This window comes from Chamaesiphon minutus PCC 6605 (assembly GCF_000317145.1).
Taxonomy (GTDB): Bacteria; Cyanobacteriota; Cyanobacteriia; order Cyanobacteriales; family Chamaesiphonaceae; genus Chamaesiphon; species Chamaesiphon minutus.
Genome location: NC_019697.1, coordinates 1,404,411 through 1,420,691, shown reverse-complemented (window position 1 = coordinate 1,420,691; position 16,281 = coordinate 1,404,411). Strand labels below are relative to the sequence as shown.

12 protein-coding genes and 3 pseudogenes are annotated in these 16,281 nt (G+C 46.8%); 3 read left to right on the top strand and 12 right to left on the bottom strand.

What is annotated here, in order from left to right; translation table 11 throughout:
- Positions 1-57: 57 nt before the first annotated feature.
- From CHA6605_RS06535 to CHA6605_RS06500, 8 genes and pseudogenes are all read right to left on the bottom strand, one after another.
- Complete coding sequence (locus tag CHA6605_RS06535; protein WP_015158708.1) at positions 58-567, bottom strand: universal stress protein; 510 nt, start codon at positions 565-567, stop codon at positions 58-60.
- 98 nt (positions 568-665) lie between these two features.
- The gene (locus CHA6605_RS31400; RefSeq protein ID WP_269744600.1) at positions 666-3,521 is read right to left on the bottom strand and encodes a PAS domain S-box protein; all 2,856 of its coding nucleotides are present in this window, start codon (positions 3,519-3,521) and stop codon (positions 666-668) included.
- Between the two features lie 27 nt (positions 3,522-3,548).
- Positions 3,549-4,873: pseudogene (locus CHA6605_RS37120) on the bottom strand (ISNCY family transposase).
- Between the two features lie 52 nt (positions 4,874-4,925).
- Positions 4,926-6,179, bottom strand: a complete 1,254-nt coding sequence (locus CHA6605_RS06520) for a CBS domain-containing protein (protein WP_015158706.1) — start codon at positions 6,177-6,179, stop codon at positions 4,926-4,928.
- Positions 6,180-6,294: 115 nt separating this feature from the next.
- Positions 6,295-7,146: an NAD(P)H-binding protein gene (locus tag CHA6605_RS06515; RefSeq protein WP_015158705.1), complete on the bottom strand. Its 852-nt coding sequence runs from the start codon at positions 7,144-7,146 to the stop codon at positions 6,295-6,297.
- A 78-nt stretch (positions 7,147-7,224) separates the two neighbouring features.
- Positions 7,225-8,511 carry an FAD-dependent oxidoreductase gene (locus CHA6605_RS06510; protein ID WP_015158704.1) on the bottom strand — a complete coding sequence of 429 codons (1,287 nt, stop codon included), beginning with the start codon at positions 8,509-8,511 and terminating at the stop codon, positions 7,225-7,227.
- A 135-nt stretch (positions 8,512-8,646) separates the two neighbouring features.
- A complete protein-coding gene (locus tag CHA6605_RS06505; RefSeq protein ID WP_015158703.1) occupies positions 8,647-10,182 on the bottom strand; it encodes a phytoene desaturase family protein in 1,536 nt (511 codons plus the stop codon).
- Between the two features lie 139 nt (positions 10,183-10,321).
- Positions 10,322-10,771, bottom strand: a complete 450-nt coding sequence (locus CHA6605_RS06500; protein WP_198288444.1) for an Hsp20/alpha crystallin family protein — start codon at positions 10,769-10,771, stop codon at positions 10,322-10,324.
- A 102-nt stretch (positions 10,772-10,873) separates the two neighbouring features.
- On the opposite strand from CHA6605_RS06500, the gene CHA6605_RS35560 reads away from it, so the two are divergent.
- The 3 genes and pseudogenes from CHA6605_RS35560 to CHA6605_RS06480 all read left to right on the top strand — a co-directional run bounded on the left by CHA6605_RS35560 (position 10,874) and on the right by CHA6605_RS06480 (position 14,455).
- Positions 10,874-11,305 (top strand): response regulator, encoded by a 432-nt coding sequence (locus CHA6605_RS35560; RefSeq protein WP_015158701.1) that lies wholly within the window; start codon positions 10,874-10,876, stop codon positions 11,303-11,305.
- A gap of 27 nt (positions 11,306-11,332) precedes the next feature.
- Positions 11,333-12,707: pseudogene (locus CHA6605_RS32600) on the top strand (IS4 family transposase).
- A gap of 38 nt (positions 12,708-12,745) precedes the next feature.
- Positions 12,746-14,455 carry a response regulator gene (locus tag CHA6605_RS06480; protein WP_015158700.1) on the top strand — a complete coding sequence of 570 codons (1,710 nt, stop codon included), beginning with the start codon at positions 12,746-12,748 and terminating at the stop codon, positions 14,453-14,455.
- 116 nt (positions 14,456-14,571) lie between these two features.
- On the opposite strand, the pseudogene CHA6605_RS37115 reads toward CHA6605_RS06480, so the two are convergent.
- The 4 genes and pseudogenes from CHA6605_RS37115 to CHA6605_RS06460 all read right to left on the bottom strand — a co-directional run.
- Positions 14,572-14,748, bottom strand: a pseudogene (locus tag CHA6605_RS37115) (DUF2231 domain-containing protein); the annotation flags it as partial.
- Positions 14,706-15,038, bottom strand: a complete 333-nt coding sequence (locus CHA6605_RS35545; protein ID WP_015158699.1) for a DUF2231 domain-containing protein — start codon at positions 15,036-15,038, stop codon at positions 14,706-14,708. The pseudogene CHA6605_RS37115 and the gene CHA6605_RS35545, both read right to left, overlap by 43 nt.
- Positions 15,028-15,582, bottom strand: coding sequence for a hypothetical protein (locus CHA6605_RS06465; RefSeq protein ID WP_015158698.1), 555 nt, complete (start codon positions 15,580-15,582; stop codon positions 15,028-15,030). The genes CHA6605_RS35545 and CHA6605_RS06465 overlap by 11 nt, the downstream gene beginning before the upstream one ends.
- Complete coding sequence (locus tag CHA6605_RS06460; protein WP_015158697.1) at positions 15,579-16,181, bottom strand: phycobiliprotein lyase; 603 nt, start codon at positions 16,179-16,181, stop codon at positions 15,579-15,581. The genes CHA6605_RS06465 and CHA6605_RS06460 overlap by 4 nt, the downstream gene beginning before the upstream one ends.
- Positions 16,182-16,281: the final 100 nt, after the last annotated feature.

Genomic DNA, 16,281 nt, shown 5'->3' with positions numbered 1-16,281 from the left:
CGCTGCTTAGAGATCGAGATCGACCCTCCAATATCCAAAATTACCAATTTTATTGCATTAAGTAGCACATGCTACTATCTTTGGCGGTTCTGGCTGAGGCACAGTCCGAGCGATACCTTGAATGGTTAAAACATCACAGGGAGAGTGATGCAATACATAGTTACTGACACTACCAGAGAACAGCTCGCTCAAACCACTCAAACCACGTCTGCCAATGACTACTAGATTGGCGTTCCAAGTTTTGGCTACTTCACAAATCATCTTGCCTGGATCGCCGATATTCTGGGTGAATTTAGTCACAACGCCAGCAGCAGTTGCTTCCGATTCCAGCAGTCGCAACTTCTCGATTCCGGCTTGTTCCCGTTTTTCTAACTTCTCAGCATAGATTCGCATGGCTGATGCTGGAATACCAATAAAAGTATCGCCAGGATAAAAATCATCGAGCATAGTCAGGACATGTATTAGCATTAATTCCGATCGATCTGCTTTTGCCAATGTTAGAGATCGCTCGAAAATTGTGCGACTTAATTCAGAATCATCGATCGCGACTAAGATTTTCTGAAACATACGATTTACCCCACTTCTGATAATTGTTTAATCTGGGTTTCTATCTTAATTAAATTATGTCGGGTAAACGTGAGGAACTTGTGAGCATCAGGTGAGAGTTATTCGAGTGGAATGTTTGCCAATGTTTCGAGTAATGCGGCGGTAGTAAATGGCTTAGTTAGAAATGCTTTCGCTTTCACATGAGATCGCTCGACCATCGCTTCTAAATTAAGAGCAGAACCACTCATGACCACAATTTGAACTTGGGGGTTAATCTGTTGCAAAGCCAAAATTGTCGATCCAGTATCGAGATGAGGCATCATCATATCGATAATGACGAACGCAATACTGTGATGATTCTGGGCATAAATATCGATCGCTTCGATGCCATCGCTAGCCAGCATCACTCGATAGTTATAGTTTTCTAGTGATGCTTTGGTAACTTCAAGAATTGCACTCTCATCGTCTACAACTAATACCAACTGACCCTTCCCATCGTATAAATCCGCTGGTGCGGCTGAAGCTTCAGCTTCTTTGCTATGAATCGCGGGGAGATAGATTTTAAAACAAGTGCCGCGCCCGATCTCGCTCTCCACTTCGATCGCGCCTCCATGTGCTTTGACGATACCCTGAACGGTTGAGAGTCCCAATCCGGTACCCGTCTGTTTGGTAGTAAAAAATGGATCGAAGATCCGATCGAGCATTTCTGTTGTCATCCCAATTCCCGTATCGGCGATCGTCATTAGGATATAAGCTCCCACTGGCGGCTGTCCGTGTCGAGCGACATAATCTGCATCGATAACGATGTTTGCGGTGCTAGCCGTCAGGCTGCCGCCATTAGGCATCGCATCCCGCGCATTGACAAACAGATTCATCAGCACTTGATGGATCTGAGTGGCATCTACACTCACCATCCACAGATCTTCACTAGTATGGTTGACTTGAATCTCGTTGGCGGAGCCTGTCAGAATGACAATCGATTTAGGAAAAGTTTGTCGCGCCACACTGATAATTTCCGCCAAAATATGTCGCACTTGTAACGTAGTGCGTTCTCCATCCATGCCGCGTGCAAAGGTGAGAATTTGCTTGACTAGACCGCTACCGCGCTTGGAACTCTCCACTAGCATATTTAATAAGCGGCGATTGCGATCGTCTAAATTGGGTAGTGTCATCGGTAACAACTGCGCCGCACCGACAATCGGCGTGAGCACGTTATTCAAATCGTGGGCGATGCCACTGGCGAGACTGCCCAAACTTTCGAGCCGCTGCGCCCGCAAAAACTGTTGCTCTAATTGTTTTTTCTCAGTAATATCGGTATCGACACTGAGAATCGATCGGGGATTGCCCGCCTCATCCCGTACTAGCGTCCAGCGACTTTCGACGATGATTTCCTGACCAGTTTTAGTCAGATGGTGTAATTCACCTTGCCATGCGCCTTGCGCCCGGACTGTCTGTGCCGCGATCGCGACTGCGGGGGGAAGATCTGGATAAAATAATTGAGTTGTGGTCTTAATGCCGATGGTTTCGGCGGCTGTCCAGCCATAAATGGTTTCCGCGCCACTGTTCCAGAATTGAATCCGACTATCCAAATCCCGGACGATAATCGCATCAGTCGCAATATCTAGTAATGCGGCTTGCTCCTGGATTTTTTGGGCTGCCGCTTTACGCTCGGTAACATCAACCGCCACCGCATAGATCGTCCGTTCTTCAGGGACTGGCTGGGCATTCCCTGAAAACCAGCGGTAGGAACCGTCTTTGTGTAGATAGCGATTTTCAAACGCAATCAGCTCGTGCCCATCAAACAGACTTGCTTCTTCGGCGACAGATGGGGCGATGTCGTCGGGGTGAACGAACTCAGTCCATTGGCGGGATGTCATTTCCTCGGCTGTCCAGCCCAGTGTTGACTCAAATTTGGGACTGACCCAATTGAAATAGCCATTACTGCCCAAAATCAATTGTAAATCCGCAGCCACCGTAAGAAACCGCTCTCGTTCCCGTTCTAATTGCTGGCGGGCGGTAATATCCATATTCGTGCCTAGATAGCCAGTAATGTTTCCAGCTTCATCGCGAATAGCGATTGCGGTGCTAGAGATCCAGTTGACTCGTCCTTGGGAAGTGAGGAATCGATACTCTGAGGCAAACTCTCGCTCGGAGCGAATCGCCCCATACCACTCCTCGAACACGCGATCGCGATCTTCGGGATGAATGGTATTCACCCAACCTCGATCGAGGACTTCGGACTCAGACAGACCCATTAATTGGGCACATTTTTGATTGACAAATAGATAGTTGCCTTCGAGATCGGCTTGAAAAATGCCGACTGGAGCGGCTGTTAATAATGCCCGAAAACGAGCTTCACTAGATTTCAGTGCGGCCTCTGTCCGTTTGCGATCGGTAATATCCCGCCCTTCAGGAATCAACATCACAACTTTGCCAGTTTCATCGAAGATCGGGCTGAGGGAAAAATCGACAATAATATAGGAGCCATCGGCGAGAAAATGCTTGGCCTCAAATCGCACTAATTCACCTGTCGCTCCCCGGACGATCGCTTGTTGCAGTTGCACTTGTAAATCGGGGGAATGAGTCCACCACGGAGTCGCCCAAAATGCCTGCCCGATGACATCTGCTGGGGTCGCCCCGATCGCTTCTAATGCAGTGCGGTTGGCTTCGAGGAGGATGCCAGCAGTATCGAGTAAGCCGACAAACTGAAAAGTGTTATCGAAAATTGCCCGAAACTTCCGTTCGTTATCTCGCCGCGATTCTTCCGCTTGCTTGCGACTGGTAATATCAAACCGAATCGCTAGATACTGAAACGGACGACCGCCATCGTCTAAAAATGGGACGATCGTCATCGCTACCCAATAATAACTACCATCTTTAGCACGATTTTTAATCTCGCCCCGCCAGATTTGGCCGCTGGCAATCGTGGCCCAGAGCTGCTGAAAAAATTCCGGCGGATGGTAGCCAGAGTTGATAATCTCAGCAATTCCAAATTCAAAAATCTAGGAAGAGTTGGCGACCAGAGTGGAAGCCGAGCCGTAAAGCATGAAATCAATCAAAGAAGGCCAACTCTCAAAGAGTAAATATTTGGTAAGACTGAGGATATCTTGAAAAAAGCCTTTACGAGTAACACGCTTGAGACGAATCTGTCCATATGCAAGATCTGTTAAATGCAAAACAGTGTGAAAAAGGAATGCCAACAGGTTCAGCGTCAATAAACAAGCAGCTAAATGCTGCTGACCATGCCCAAAGTTATGCTCCAGATGATATCCCTTTGTTTTGAGCACATTATGATTTTCATTTTCGGTCTTCCAACGACATCGACCAGCCGCAGCAACCAGAGGTACGCTCTGTTCGTTTAATTCATGGCGGGTAATAAATGAATTTTCATATAATATTTCTCCATCTGATTGGCGGGTATGGATTAGTTTACACCAATTGACCTTCATTGCTGGCTGGGAGTCCCTTAGAGGAATTCCATTCACATATTGATAGCTATATAATTCGCTTGAATTGCTGTTCCACTGTTTCACTTCTAGCTTTTTCACCTCGCCAATACCATCCAAGTATTTCAACCAATCATAAACAGCAGTATGAGACGTTTCTAAACAGGTAAAGATAAAGTTCATTCCCGACGCTATCACCTGTTCACACATTGGTTGGTGACTGTAGAGGTCATCTCCGAGTAGAGTGATTGCTTGTCCTTGGAATTCTGGGGCATGAGTTTTGAGCCATCGTTTAGCTGCTGCCACTTCGCAGTCCTGCTTCTGGTGACCATCTTGAGGTGTGATGAATTCGGAGCTAAGGAAATTACTTGAGATTGCCCAGGCGCAACTATTACAGGCAAAATGGCACTGTGGAAGTAAGTTACTGTGCCATTTTTGTGGGTACGGCTCGAACAGCATTTACAGTTGAGTTTGTGCGAGTCAAAATACTGAGTTCCATCCAGCGCAACTAGTAATCCACCGAGATATTCAAACGGTTTCAAGTGACCTTCTCGTCTTAAAGACTGATAGACGTGATTGAATACTCCAAATAGTGCTGTGGCTGAAATTTCATCCAGGATATTCCGAATTTGCGGCACTGTTGGGATTTTAATCATGCCAAACAGTGTCTGAGCATTGCTTTTGCCCTGATTGCTATTCATGTGCCGCTGATGTTCTAAAAAGGATTCGCTTTGCATGAAAAACATCGAAAATGCTCCCAACACAGCATCTCTGATGGTGTATTTAGTGCCATTGCTGGCAAGGCGCGGATCTTTCATCTGAAGAATTGCTCGGTTCAGATAGACTATCAATACCCCAAAACTCAGCTTCATTGGCTCCATTCTGCTTCTCTTTTTGAAGTCTCTCTATTCTCCTGCTCACCCTACCAAGTTGTCAAAATCTGAATTTGGAATTGCTGGTGATAATCTGGTGAGTTTGTCCCAATAGCTCCGCTCTGGTATACTGCGAAATCTGGCAAAACTGGTCGTTGACATCGGTAATGATGCCATGTCGATCGGTCATCGCCACGATCGCCGATCGATCGAGTGCGTATTTCTGAAACTCATGCTTGGCAATCTCAGCTTGGAGTTGCTGCGTTCGCAAATTTAGTTCGGCGGTGCGCGCTTGCACCCGCAATTCTAGCTCATCTTCAATTTGTTGTCGTCTGATTACTTCCAATCGCAACTCGCGATTGCTCTGCTCTAATTCTGCCGCTCGCTCGATCGTTTGCTGTTGCAATTGCTCTAGCATGTACAGCATTTCCAGCGGATCGAGTAATTGCAGCAGGTTCGACTGAGTAAGAATTCCGGCTAGCTCGCCGCGCTCGTTAGTAATTACCAATCGCCGAATCTGCTTGGATGCCATAATTTGCTGGGCAGACCATAATGAATCGGTTGGCTGCAAGCAAAACAACGGACTACTCATCACCGCACCGACTAACAATCGCTCTAGATCGAGTTCGAGGGTTTGAAACTGGACGATATCTTGTTCGGTAATAATTCCGACTGGTTGCAACGGTTGTAAATCGTCCATAATGACGATCGAACTGATGTTCCGCGCGGTCATCATCTGGGCGATCTGTAAGATTGTTGTCGTGGGCGGAGCTTGAATTACCTCACTCGTCATCCCTTCAGCTACCGAGCGAAATTTTAACAGATTGATTGGCTGCAAAATTTGGCGGATATGCTCTGGCGTGACGATGCCGATGAGCTGCTGGCGATCGTTGAGAATCGGTAAATGGCGGACCTGATGCTGTTGAAAGATCGTTAACGCACTCATCACTGTATGGCGATCTGAGAGCACTAGGGTTTGCAGCTCGGTAGACATCACTTCCCCTACTTTGACGCCCTGGAGACTGCGTTGACTAGCTGTAAGCTGAACTAAATCCCGTTCGGTAAAAATGCCAACTAATCGATCGTTGGCTAAAACTAAGACCGCGCTATGATGTGGGACGATGTTCTGCGCTAATGAGGTTGCTGATGCTCTGGCAACGTCAGAGTCTGGCAATAGGCAGTTACGTCCTTTAGCCCGACTCATCAACGAAATAACTTCTCCCAGCAGCATGTCCGGATCTACCGTCAATGGCTGTCGATCGACGATCGATGCCAAGCTGGGTAAATTCTGCAACAGATTCGCAGTACTTGACATACACGCTCGTAAATAAAATTACTTCATTTCTATACTAAGCTTAGATAAATTCCGATGTAAAGAAAGCTCGATACCATTTCGCTTTCTTCGATCGATTGATGTCTAGAAACTTGTTTCAGAGCCACAGAGCTACATTATCTCGAATATAGTCATAAAGAGTACGTGGTTGGTGCCCTAACAAATCGGGCAGGGATGTAGTTACGGCCTGTGCTTGCCCGAATCGAAGTCCCACATGTAGAATCGTCTGAATGAGGATTTGAGCTGGCGGCATCCCCCGCCTGAAAAGATGCAAACAATAAGCGAGGATGCTGGCTGGCTGGTATCGAATGGTACGACGATCGAGTTCTTGGGATAAAATGCTGGCAACTTCTACAAAAGAATAAGCTGCTATGCCAGTCAAAGTGTAAGTCTTCCCCCGATAAGTTGCTGGATCGACGAGGGCATTGGCCGCAACTTCGGCCAGATCGCGCACGTCTAGAAAGGCAACTCGACCAGATCCGGCAGGCACAAAGATTCGATCGTCATTGACGATATCTTGACGGTAAGCACTGCCGATATTTTGAGCGAAAAATCCCGGTCTGAGGATCGTCCAGCCTGTTGACCCCGCGCGGAGATGCCGTTCGACAGCGTGGTGAGGTACCAGCGGATTGTCGCCCGCACCAGCAACGGAGATAAACACAACTTGAGAGACACCCTGCGATTGCGCGACATCAAGGAACACATTTAGAGTCTGCTGGGTATTGGCAATGGCAGGCGGACGCAGCAAGAACACTGCATCACAGCCCGCTACAGCAGGGGCATAAGTACTGGGGTCTAGAAAGTCAAATCTAACGGTCTTGACACCTGCACCAGTATTCTCGATCGCGCGCTTTCGATCTCCGACTTGGAAGGGCACTTGACGGCTTTGCAACTGTCTAACGACTTCCTTACCGACATTGCCTGATGCCCCTGTAACCAGAATTGTCATACCTTCTTTCTCCGTAATCGATCGGATTAGATTTCGATGTTGTCCAGGCGATCGTTATGTCAGAGGCAAAATAATCGGTTAGCAAGCTAAAACCATCTCCTCATTCTGGACTTGAGTTTCAGTTGCAATGAGCGCGGCAACCCGCATGGCTGAAGTAATCGCCCCTTCATGCAAACCATCGCCGAGATAGGCTCCCACATGATAAGTATGGTAATCCCCATTGGTGGCGATAATTTCCGATCGATGGCGAAAAGCAGGCACGGTATATAGCGGCGTGTGATGCTGTTGAATATGCAAAATCCGAGCGGGTGCGATCGAATTTTCGAGGTTGAATGCGAGGCTATACTGGATGGGCGAGGAGATGCCACAGAGCTGATTGAGACGGGCGTTGTAGCCCCACTCGCCATGCTGTTTGTCAGTCTCAAAGAAATCAAATTCCGAACCTTCTTTGACTTTGTAAGGGGCATACATCGCTACATCGTTGTGGAGCAATGTTTGGACGTGGTTTCCTTGCCAAGCTGTAAATCTGGAGATCTCGTCAGGGCGCGGATCTGCCAGGAGTTTGAGCACCACATCGGGTGGGGTGGCAAATACTACTTTGTCAAATTCCTGAGTTTTATCCCCTGCGAAGGCGTTGGCGAAGCCTACCGAGGTAATCGATACTCCTGTTTCCGTCCGACGAATTGCTGCAACTTCGATTCCTAATAATATTTCGCCTGTAAACCTGTCGAGAATTTTCTGGATGTATGAATATACGCCACCTTTAATTCTCACCCAGTCTACAAATACATCGTCGCGGAGGGTGGGAATTACCAACTCCGCAGGGCAATCATCGATCTGCGAAAAAGGGATCGAATAACTGTACATGGCGAATAATTTCAGCCAAGTATGTTGGAGTGATGGCTGTTGGAAAGTATCGGCTACAGATCGATCGCGAAAATTTATTGTTTCCCAGAATTTGGCAGCAATTAGTAAGCTGGCAGAGCGGAAGTAAAATAAGTTCATCCGCCAAGATTCTAACAACTTTTTAATTCCTGTAAAGTTGCGATCGATTGCCACTTTAGAAAGGTAGCAGTTGCCATTCTTAAGAAATAATGTCGATCCAATATTAACAGGTTCTAATTCTACTTCTAGTTCGGTCATCAAGGTGATAAAGTTATGAAAGGTGGTTGGAAATTCGAGGACTCCATTTTCTAGTACTAAACCGCAATCCGACTGGTTGGGTCGAACATTCTGATTGAGGGTGCGAATATGACCGCCGAGCATTGGTTCGCGCTCGAATACTGTGACTTGATGTCCTTGTTTGTCGAGTAAATAGGCGGTGACGATGCCGCTGGCACCACCGCCGATAATGGCAATTTTCATTGGTTAATTCCTTAGGTTTTATATTTTAAGAGGGTAGTAAATAGTTAATAGTGGATAGTGGATAGAGAGTTTGGACACTTGCGTCCTTTTGGTTTAGCTCTCCCAGTCTCCCCGTCCTCCACTCTCTCAGTCTCCTCAAGCACTCAAAATTAGATCTCCCGATAATCGTTGATACAAAAGTGCGCCCGTCCAGAATGTAGGTGCAAAGCCGGGATAGCCAGAGGAGGCATTGCAGAAGTAGAAGTTTTTAAGGGATGTTTCGTGATTTAGTCGATCGAGTCCCATATTCCGAGGGGTTAAACTCGAACCATAGGAATTACCTTCTGGACAATGACAGAAGTGTTCGTTGGTGGTCGGACTGCCAGTGATTTTGAAGACTAAATGTTCTCGTAAATTTGGGATATAATCGCGTTCGACGACATCGAGAATTGCATCGAGAATTTCAGCTTTTTTCTGCCGATAAGCTTTAGGATCGTCCTGTTTGAGTTGGTTAAAATATTCGTAATTTGCCACTGTCAAAAATTCAATAATTTGGCAATCGGGAGGACAATCGCCACCATAATTAGTTAGTAATGTGGGAGTGGTAATTGCAAAACTGGGGTTAGAATAGTCATGCTCGTCGTACATCCGATTGAATGCCACATTCAAATCTGCATCGCCGCTGTGGAAGGTATTCCATTTACCAAATCCATAGTCTCGCAGGTCGATGCCTTGAACTGCGCAGTAAGCCATGAAATTAGACGGCGAATAGTCATAATTTAATTTTTTCTGGATGGCTGGCGAGAATTTTTCGATGCCGATTTTGGCGGCGGCGCGTTTGGGATCGATGTTGCAGATGACAGTATCGGCTAAATATTCCTGAGCTGATTTCGTGTGTAAGTCGATCGCCCTTGCCCCTGTAACAGTCTTGTCAACTACCAAAAAGTCCGTTACCTCTCGATCGAGCAAAACTTCTCCGCCACCATCCTCGATCGCCTTGACGAGGGCATCAATGACTTGCTCGAAGTGTTGGGTTGGGTAAAAAGCACCTTCTTGATAACCCGTAAATAAAATCACCCAGGCATAGAAGGAAAGTCGATCTGGTGGGAGCAAGAAATCCGGCCATTGCAGCGCGAGGAGAGTTTGAGCGGCTTGGGGGATCTTAAACTTGTCGAAGACATCTTGAAGGGTACTGTGGAGGTACTGGAGCGCACTATAGGCATCGCCGAGATGTTTGAGTAGTTCTAGTGGCTGAATCGGCGGTGTGAGATACCTCAGTCCGGCGCGAACCGATTGGATTTCCCTCACAAATCGCTCTAGCTGTTTAGTAGAGGCAGGAAAGAGCTTCACTAGCCGCTGGATGAGTTCGGCACTATCGCTAGGGATATAGATCGCATAATCGGGCATCCGCATGTGGTCGAAGCCTTCGGGGTCGTATCGATCGAATGTGACAGCTCGATCTAGGTCGAGTTGTTTGAGTACCCGATTGACGGTGTGTCCCTCACCACAGTCCCAGACATAATGCAGTTGGGCGTTAAATGTATATTTTTTGGACATCGTAAAGCTATGCCCAAATCCACCTGGATGTTCGTGCGCCTCCAGTACGCGGACTGTTTTGCCAGATTTGGACATCAATGCCCCAAACACCAATGCTGACAAGCCACTACCGACAATTAAATAGTCTGTTTTCACGATCTTTTCCTCCCAGGGGATTAGGTTTTAGGTTTTAGGCTTTAGGCTTTAGGCTTTAGGCTTTAGGCTTTAGGCTTTAGGCTTTAGGCTTTAGGCTTTAGGCTTTAGGCTTTAGGCTTTAGGCTTTAGGCTTTAGGCTTTAGGCTTTAGGATCTGAAGCTATTAGGGACACCTTAATGAGATTGGGCACAACCGGAGTAGCTTTAGGCATGGTGAGAGTCAGTAAACCCCCGCTCATTTCTGCTGTGACCCGTTCTCGCTGGATTGGTATCGGTAAAGGTACTACCCGCTTGAACTGACCGTAGTGAAATTCCGATCGAAAAATACCCTGTTTATCAGTCTGCTTACTTTCTCGATGCTCCCCTGACAAAAAAACCGCATTCTCGCTCACCTGAATATCCAATTCATTCGGTGCGATTCCTGGCAACTGCGCTTTAAGACATAGTTCGGTTTCGGTCTCTTGCAACTCGATGGCGGGTATCCAGGGTGTATCCATACTCGAAACCAGACTAAGCTGGGGTTGTTCGCGGATGAGGTTTTCAAACAACAGATCGATCTGCTGCCGCAAGCTCTGAAATTGTTTGCTCATTAACATAAGTATGTTGCTCTCGTTAGCGTGCTTCAGTCTCGATCGCTGTAGAACCGATCTGCTGTGAATATTTCCAGCTTAAAAACATAAGTTGAGGAACTCGTGAGGAAAGCTGGAATTCTCAGGTTCTTAGCAATCTGTAACTTAATTTGCTTTCAAAGCCCGAATATCTGTGTCACGATCGATTGTTATCCTTATTTCGATCGACCCATGCGAATTCTGGTAGTTGAAGACGATCCGATTATTGCCCAACTAATCGAGACGATCCTAGAACCACAAAAATACGCTGTCGATTTTGCGATCGATGGTCAAATGGGTCTGGATTTGAGCGATGCTTATGAATACGATGCGATCTTGCTTGATGTGAGCTTGCCTAAGAAGGATGGCATCAGTGTTTGCCGCCAAATTCGATCGCAAGGCAATACAGTCCCGATCCTCCTCCTGACCGCGCTTGACTCTCCAGCCATTCGTGACAAGTTAAGAAAATCAGAGATTTGTCAAAAGGGTAATAAAAAGATGCCAAACTGTTTCTAGTCAAGAGTTTGAGGGAATAGAGGCCTGATGACCAGCCGCCGAAGAAGTAACCGCGACCACGCCAAAAAGAACCACCAACCAGGTGTGGAAGATGAGATCATCGCCGCTCAAGTAGAGGCTTTATTGACACCAGCAATTTTCAATCAAAGTCATTACTACCGACAATTAGGGCTGAGAAATCGGCTGTTAAATTTACCCTTGATGATGGCAGCAGTGCTGACGCTACTGTGGCGGAATGTGCCAGGAGTCAGAGAACTAAGCCGAATGTTAGGGCGAGAAGGATTTTTGTGGTGTGAGCCAACACAAGTAAGTCAACAGGCGATTGCACAAAGATTTCTGACCTTTCCATCTGAGTTATTTGAGAGAGTGTTTAAGGAATTACTGCCAGAATTTAGAGTGAAGTGGCACCAGAGAAAACAGCGATTGTTGCCACAAAGCATTGAATTTGCTCAAGCAAAATTTGAGCGGATTTGGGCATGTGATGGCTCCACATTGGAAGCGATATTCAAGAAATTAGATAGCTTATCTGATGTGCCAATCGGACAACTAGCGGGAAAAATGGGAGTAGTCATAGATTTGGTGACGAGATTGCCGATTGAAATCTGGTTTAGAGAAAATCCCAAAGCTTCAGATGTTAATTTTGAGAAAGATATCCTGAATTTAGTAACATCGGGCACTTTATTGCTCTTGGATCGAGGCTTCTATCATTTCCAATTTTGGCAAGAATTAATTAACAGAGATATTCATTTTATTACTCGATTAAAAAAAGGTGCATCGCTACAGATAGAGCGAGTATTTAGCAATAGTTATAGTATCCGTGACCGAATAGTGCGGATGGGGTCTGGCACCAAAAAGACTCCATATATAACTGTAAGATTAGTCGAAATTAAAGTGGGTAAAGTCTGGTATTCTTAATCTAACTAGTGTACTCGACCCATTGAATCTTCCTCCCTATGTAGTCGCCGATTTGTACGGAAGACGGTGGCGAATTGAAGAGGCTTTTAATACTGTTAAACGATTGCTCGGGTTGAGTTATTTATGGACTGGTTCAGTTAATGGAATTAAATTACAGATGTGGGGGACTTGGCTGTTTTATGCAGTTCTAGTCGATTTAGGTGATGCTGTAGCTGATGAATTATCTCTCCCATTCGACCGCATTTCTTTAGAGATGATTTATCGAGGTCTTTATCACTTTCATGTAGCTCATCATAAAGGTTTAGCTGCCAATCCAGTCACCTATTTTGCTGCCCCAGAGAATCAAGATTTAGGTATTGTTAAAACTGTTCGTAAACCTAATGTTAAGTTAATTATTGCACCTTTTCCTGATTCTATGAGTCGAACAGACAATTTTTTCTTCGACTCATCGCCTCAAGCCCGCTTGACAAGTGCGATCGCTTCTTAACTTGTCACTAATGCTCTCCAGCAGATCGAGCGCGCGGGTTGGATGCGGGAGCTGATGATTATCTGGGGAAACCTTTCGATCCTCAAGAATTACTCGCCAGAATTAGGGCACTACTGCGCCGCAGCCACCAGCCATCGACACCGATCTTAACCTGGGGCGATTTACACCTCGATCCGGTCAGTACAACTGTTACCTACAGCGATAACTTGGTACCTGTTACGCCGAAAGAGTACGCCCTCTTAGAATTATTTCTGCGCAACAGCAAGCGGGTGTTTAGTTGTGACGCGATCCTCGACCATCTCTGGTCTTATGGCGGCACCCCTAGCGAAGAAGCCATCCGCACGCATATTAAAGGTTTGCGCTACAAACTCAAACACGCTGGAGCTGCTGCCGATCTCATCGAAACCGTGTATGGGATCGGTTATCGCCTCAAACCTGTCAATTCACTAGAGGTCAATCTCCTGACCGATACTTGGGAGAAATTCAAAGGTCAAGTGCTCGAACAAGTCGCAGTATTAGAGCGGCTCTCAATCAGATTTTTGAATCGAGATCTTCAGTCAGATTGGCAGGAGGTGGGACGGAGTATCGCCCATTCCCTCAGCGGCTCGTTGGGGATGTTTGGTTTTTCCCTCAGTTCGGAATTAGCTCGTCAGATCGAAAAGTTGCTCGGCGGTCGTCAAGAGTTGACAATCGAACAGGGGCAATGGCTATATTCAATGGTGGGTGCCTTGCAAGAGGAGTTAGAGCGTCCGGTGTCTCTGCCCGATCTTTATTATTTCGATCCCACTCCAGCGATAGATATTCTTTTGGTATCGGTCGATCCAGATCTCGAACGAGAGATCCAATCGCTAGTTGACGAGCGCAAATGGCACATCCAGGTCGTACCGACGATCGCCGCAGCAAAGTCCCAACTCCAGCATCATCTGACTCGCAGCATTCTCCTATCGCCAGATCTCGCCCAACAGACTGAAGAAGTCGTGCGGTTGCTCGTTGAGGTTGGCAAACATGTCCCAGCTATCCCAGTGATTTTGCTAACCGATGCGCCCGGATTGCATCCTGAAATCGAACGATTCGGTACTTGTACTAGCATCTGCCCGAATAGTCCCAGCGAGATTATTCTAGAAATCGAACGCTCAATTGCCCAAGTCGAATCAACTCAAACTCATATCTTAGTCGTCGATGACGATCTCAAGATTTTAGCAATTTTACGCGCATTATTAGTTCCCTGGGGCTTTAGAGTTACAACTCTATCAGATCCGCAAAAGTTCTGGGAAATTGTGCCTGTAGCCAAGCCCGATCTCTTAATTCTAGATGTGGAAATGCCAACAATAAATGGCTTAGAATTGTGTAAATCCGTGCGCGATCGAGCGGATTGGTCGCACTTACCGATTATTTTTCTTACCGCTCGGACAGAACCGACCTTAATTCAACAAGTATTCGCGATCGGGGCTGATGATTTTGTCAATAAACCAGTAGTCGGGCCAGAAATTATTGCGCGGATTACTAATCTGATGGAACGCCAGCAGGTGAAAAGATTGAGGGCTGCCGAGCGACTCAACCTCGATCGCGAACAGCGTAAAATCACTCCAGATCGAGCCGAATTTTCTAACCAAACTGAAATTCAGGTAGAATCGATCGCCATCCAGCAGTTGCTCCAAGCAGAAAACGAGCGTCATGCTAAAACAATTGCCGAGATCTGCGATCGACTCGATCTCTTGCATCAATTATTCGTAAGGATTCAGGTCTAGAAAAGGGGAATAAGAGAAGGCATAGCTAGAGCACAAGAATGGGCAGAAATAGCCTCACGGAAAAAAACATCGCAGAACGAGCTTGAAAACGACAAGTGGTCGTTGTGTCGCCCATTCAGCATGATTTCATAGAAACCCGCCGCGACGGTAAACAAGGTAATGATGGCAGCAGCGAGCATATTGTACCAACCGACATCATAGAAATTCGATCGAGTGGCGGGGATCGCTAAGAACCTAAAAATTGGTTTCTCTAAGGGAAATAAGGTGCCAACAATATCGAACCCGATCGCCACACATAACGCCAAGCCGTCACCGCACAAATAACGCCAGAAAGCGACCAACCAAAGATCGTGTGTAGGTTCAAGGTTGATTCAACTGCCGTATAAGCTTCGGCAAGTCCTGCTTCAGATGTATTGGCGATCGCATCAGCAAACCAATAGGGTGATGTTTCAAAAACACGAATCAACTCTCCGGTTTGTAGGCTCCATAATCGTTGACTGTCGAGACGTTTGTTGTCTCGATCGTGAGTCGATCGAACCCCAAATAATGGTTTCACGATCGCTGCTTGAATTTTAACCGACATCACTTTCTCCCCGCCACCAAGCCAGAGGATCGATCGTCGGTGAATATGGCGGCCAATAATAGATACTGCGATCGTCAGGCGTAAAAGATGGCTGTGCCAAACCCAAGCCCAAGCATAAATGACTCAGCACCTTGACATATTCCAGATCGTGTCCGGGATAGCCTAAATACGCGTGAGCGTATTCATGAGCCACTAGAGCCAACCGATCGGGGGGTGCGACGCGTCCCACATCGACCAAAATCGTCGTTGGGTTAGTATTAATATTACAAAAACCATCCAACGACACGGACGCTGCAAACGGCACCGCCAAGATCTGCATCGCTCGGCGATCGCTTAAATTGAAACACTCATGACAAGTATTAAGATGGGTTTGAAGTGAGTTATTGACAGTCTTAATTTGGTGACCGATCCAATTGCAAATGGATACTCGATCGCGTAGATTGCTCATGACATCTACCATGTGCGGATCTGGCACCAAAGCTCGAACTTTGTTAATGTACTCAACTCCAACCCGATATGCTTCGGTTCGATCGCTAGCTATCACCAACCCAAGGGGGAAACAATAGACTTGGGATCTACATAAGCTGCGGAGTTAGTACCGCCGTCTCCATTCGCCTCATCCACCACGCGAGTTTCCGTGCAGAATGTCGCAGTACTAAATCCACCCATCCGCTTGACAGTGCTGCTGCGAACGCGGACATTGGGACTGGGAAACCAAAACCGCTCCACCGAACTCATGATGTCATAGTCGGTGATCAAGACCAAGCCACCATCGTTATCCATGTGATATTGTCCCGCCACTGAGACAATTTCAGCATATCCGCGATCGCGCAAAAGTTGACCGCTGTGAGGTTTTTCGGGATCGGGAACTAGCGCGAATACCGTTTTCCCTTCATGGTTTTCACCCTCTTGGTCCCAACCCATCGAAGCCGCCCAAGTCACACAACAGCCACCGACAGCTAAACTGGGATCGACTTGGTGAGATTCACACAGCGCGATGATTTCGGGATCTTTAGCATCCAATGCCTTCACCTCAATCTCCGATTCCCCCATCTCCGATCTTCTAAATGCGAGGTGATGTGTAGTCCGTTTCGATCGCCATTTACCAGCACTATGCTGAAAAAACTCCATTACGTCCATCATGCGCGGATTCTTCTTAGTAACTCAGCTTTAATTTTAGCAACTTTGGGAGAGGAAGGCTTTAGGCTTTAGGCTTTAGGCTTTAGGGAATGCTACTGGCATG

What these genes read in the sequence shown, in the direction of transcription:
- CHA6605_RS06520 (WP_015158706.1), bottom strand. Translation starts at nt 6,179, where the DNA reads ATGTCAAGTACTGCGAATCTGTTGCAGAATTTACCCAGCTTGGCATCG.
- CHA6605_RS06510 (WP_015158704.1), bottom strand. Translation starts at nt 8,511, where the DNA reads ATGAAAATTGCCATTATCGGCGGTGGTGCCAGCGGCATCGTCACCGCC.
- CHA6605_RS06515 (WP_015158705.1), bottom strand. Translation starts at nt 7,146, where the DNA reads ATGACAATTCTGGTTACAGGGGCATCAGGCAATGTCGGTAAGGAAGTC.
- CHA6605_RS35545 (WP_015158699.1), bottom strand. Translation starts at nt 15,038, where the DNA reads ATGTCGGTTAAAATTCAAGCAGCGATCGTGAAACCATTATTTGGGGTT.
- CHA6605_RS06500 (WP_198288444.1), bottom strand. Translation starts at nt 10,771, where the DNA reads ATGAGCAAACAATTTCAGAGCTTGCGGCAGCAGATCGATCTGTTGTTT.
- CHA6605_RS06535 (WP_015158708.1), bottom strand. Translation starts at nt 567, where the DNA reads ATGTTTCAGAAAATCTTAGTCGCGATCGATGATTCTGAATTAAGTCGC.
- CHA6605_RS06460 (WP_015158697.1), bottom strand. Translation starts at nt 16,181, where the DNA reads ATGATGGACGTAATGGAGTTTTTTCAGCATAGTGCTGGTAAATGGCGA.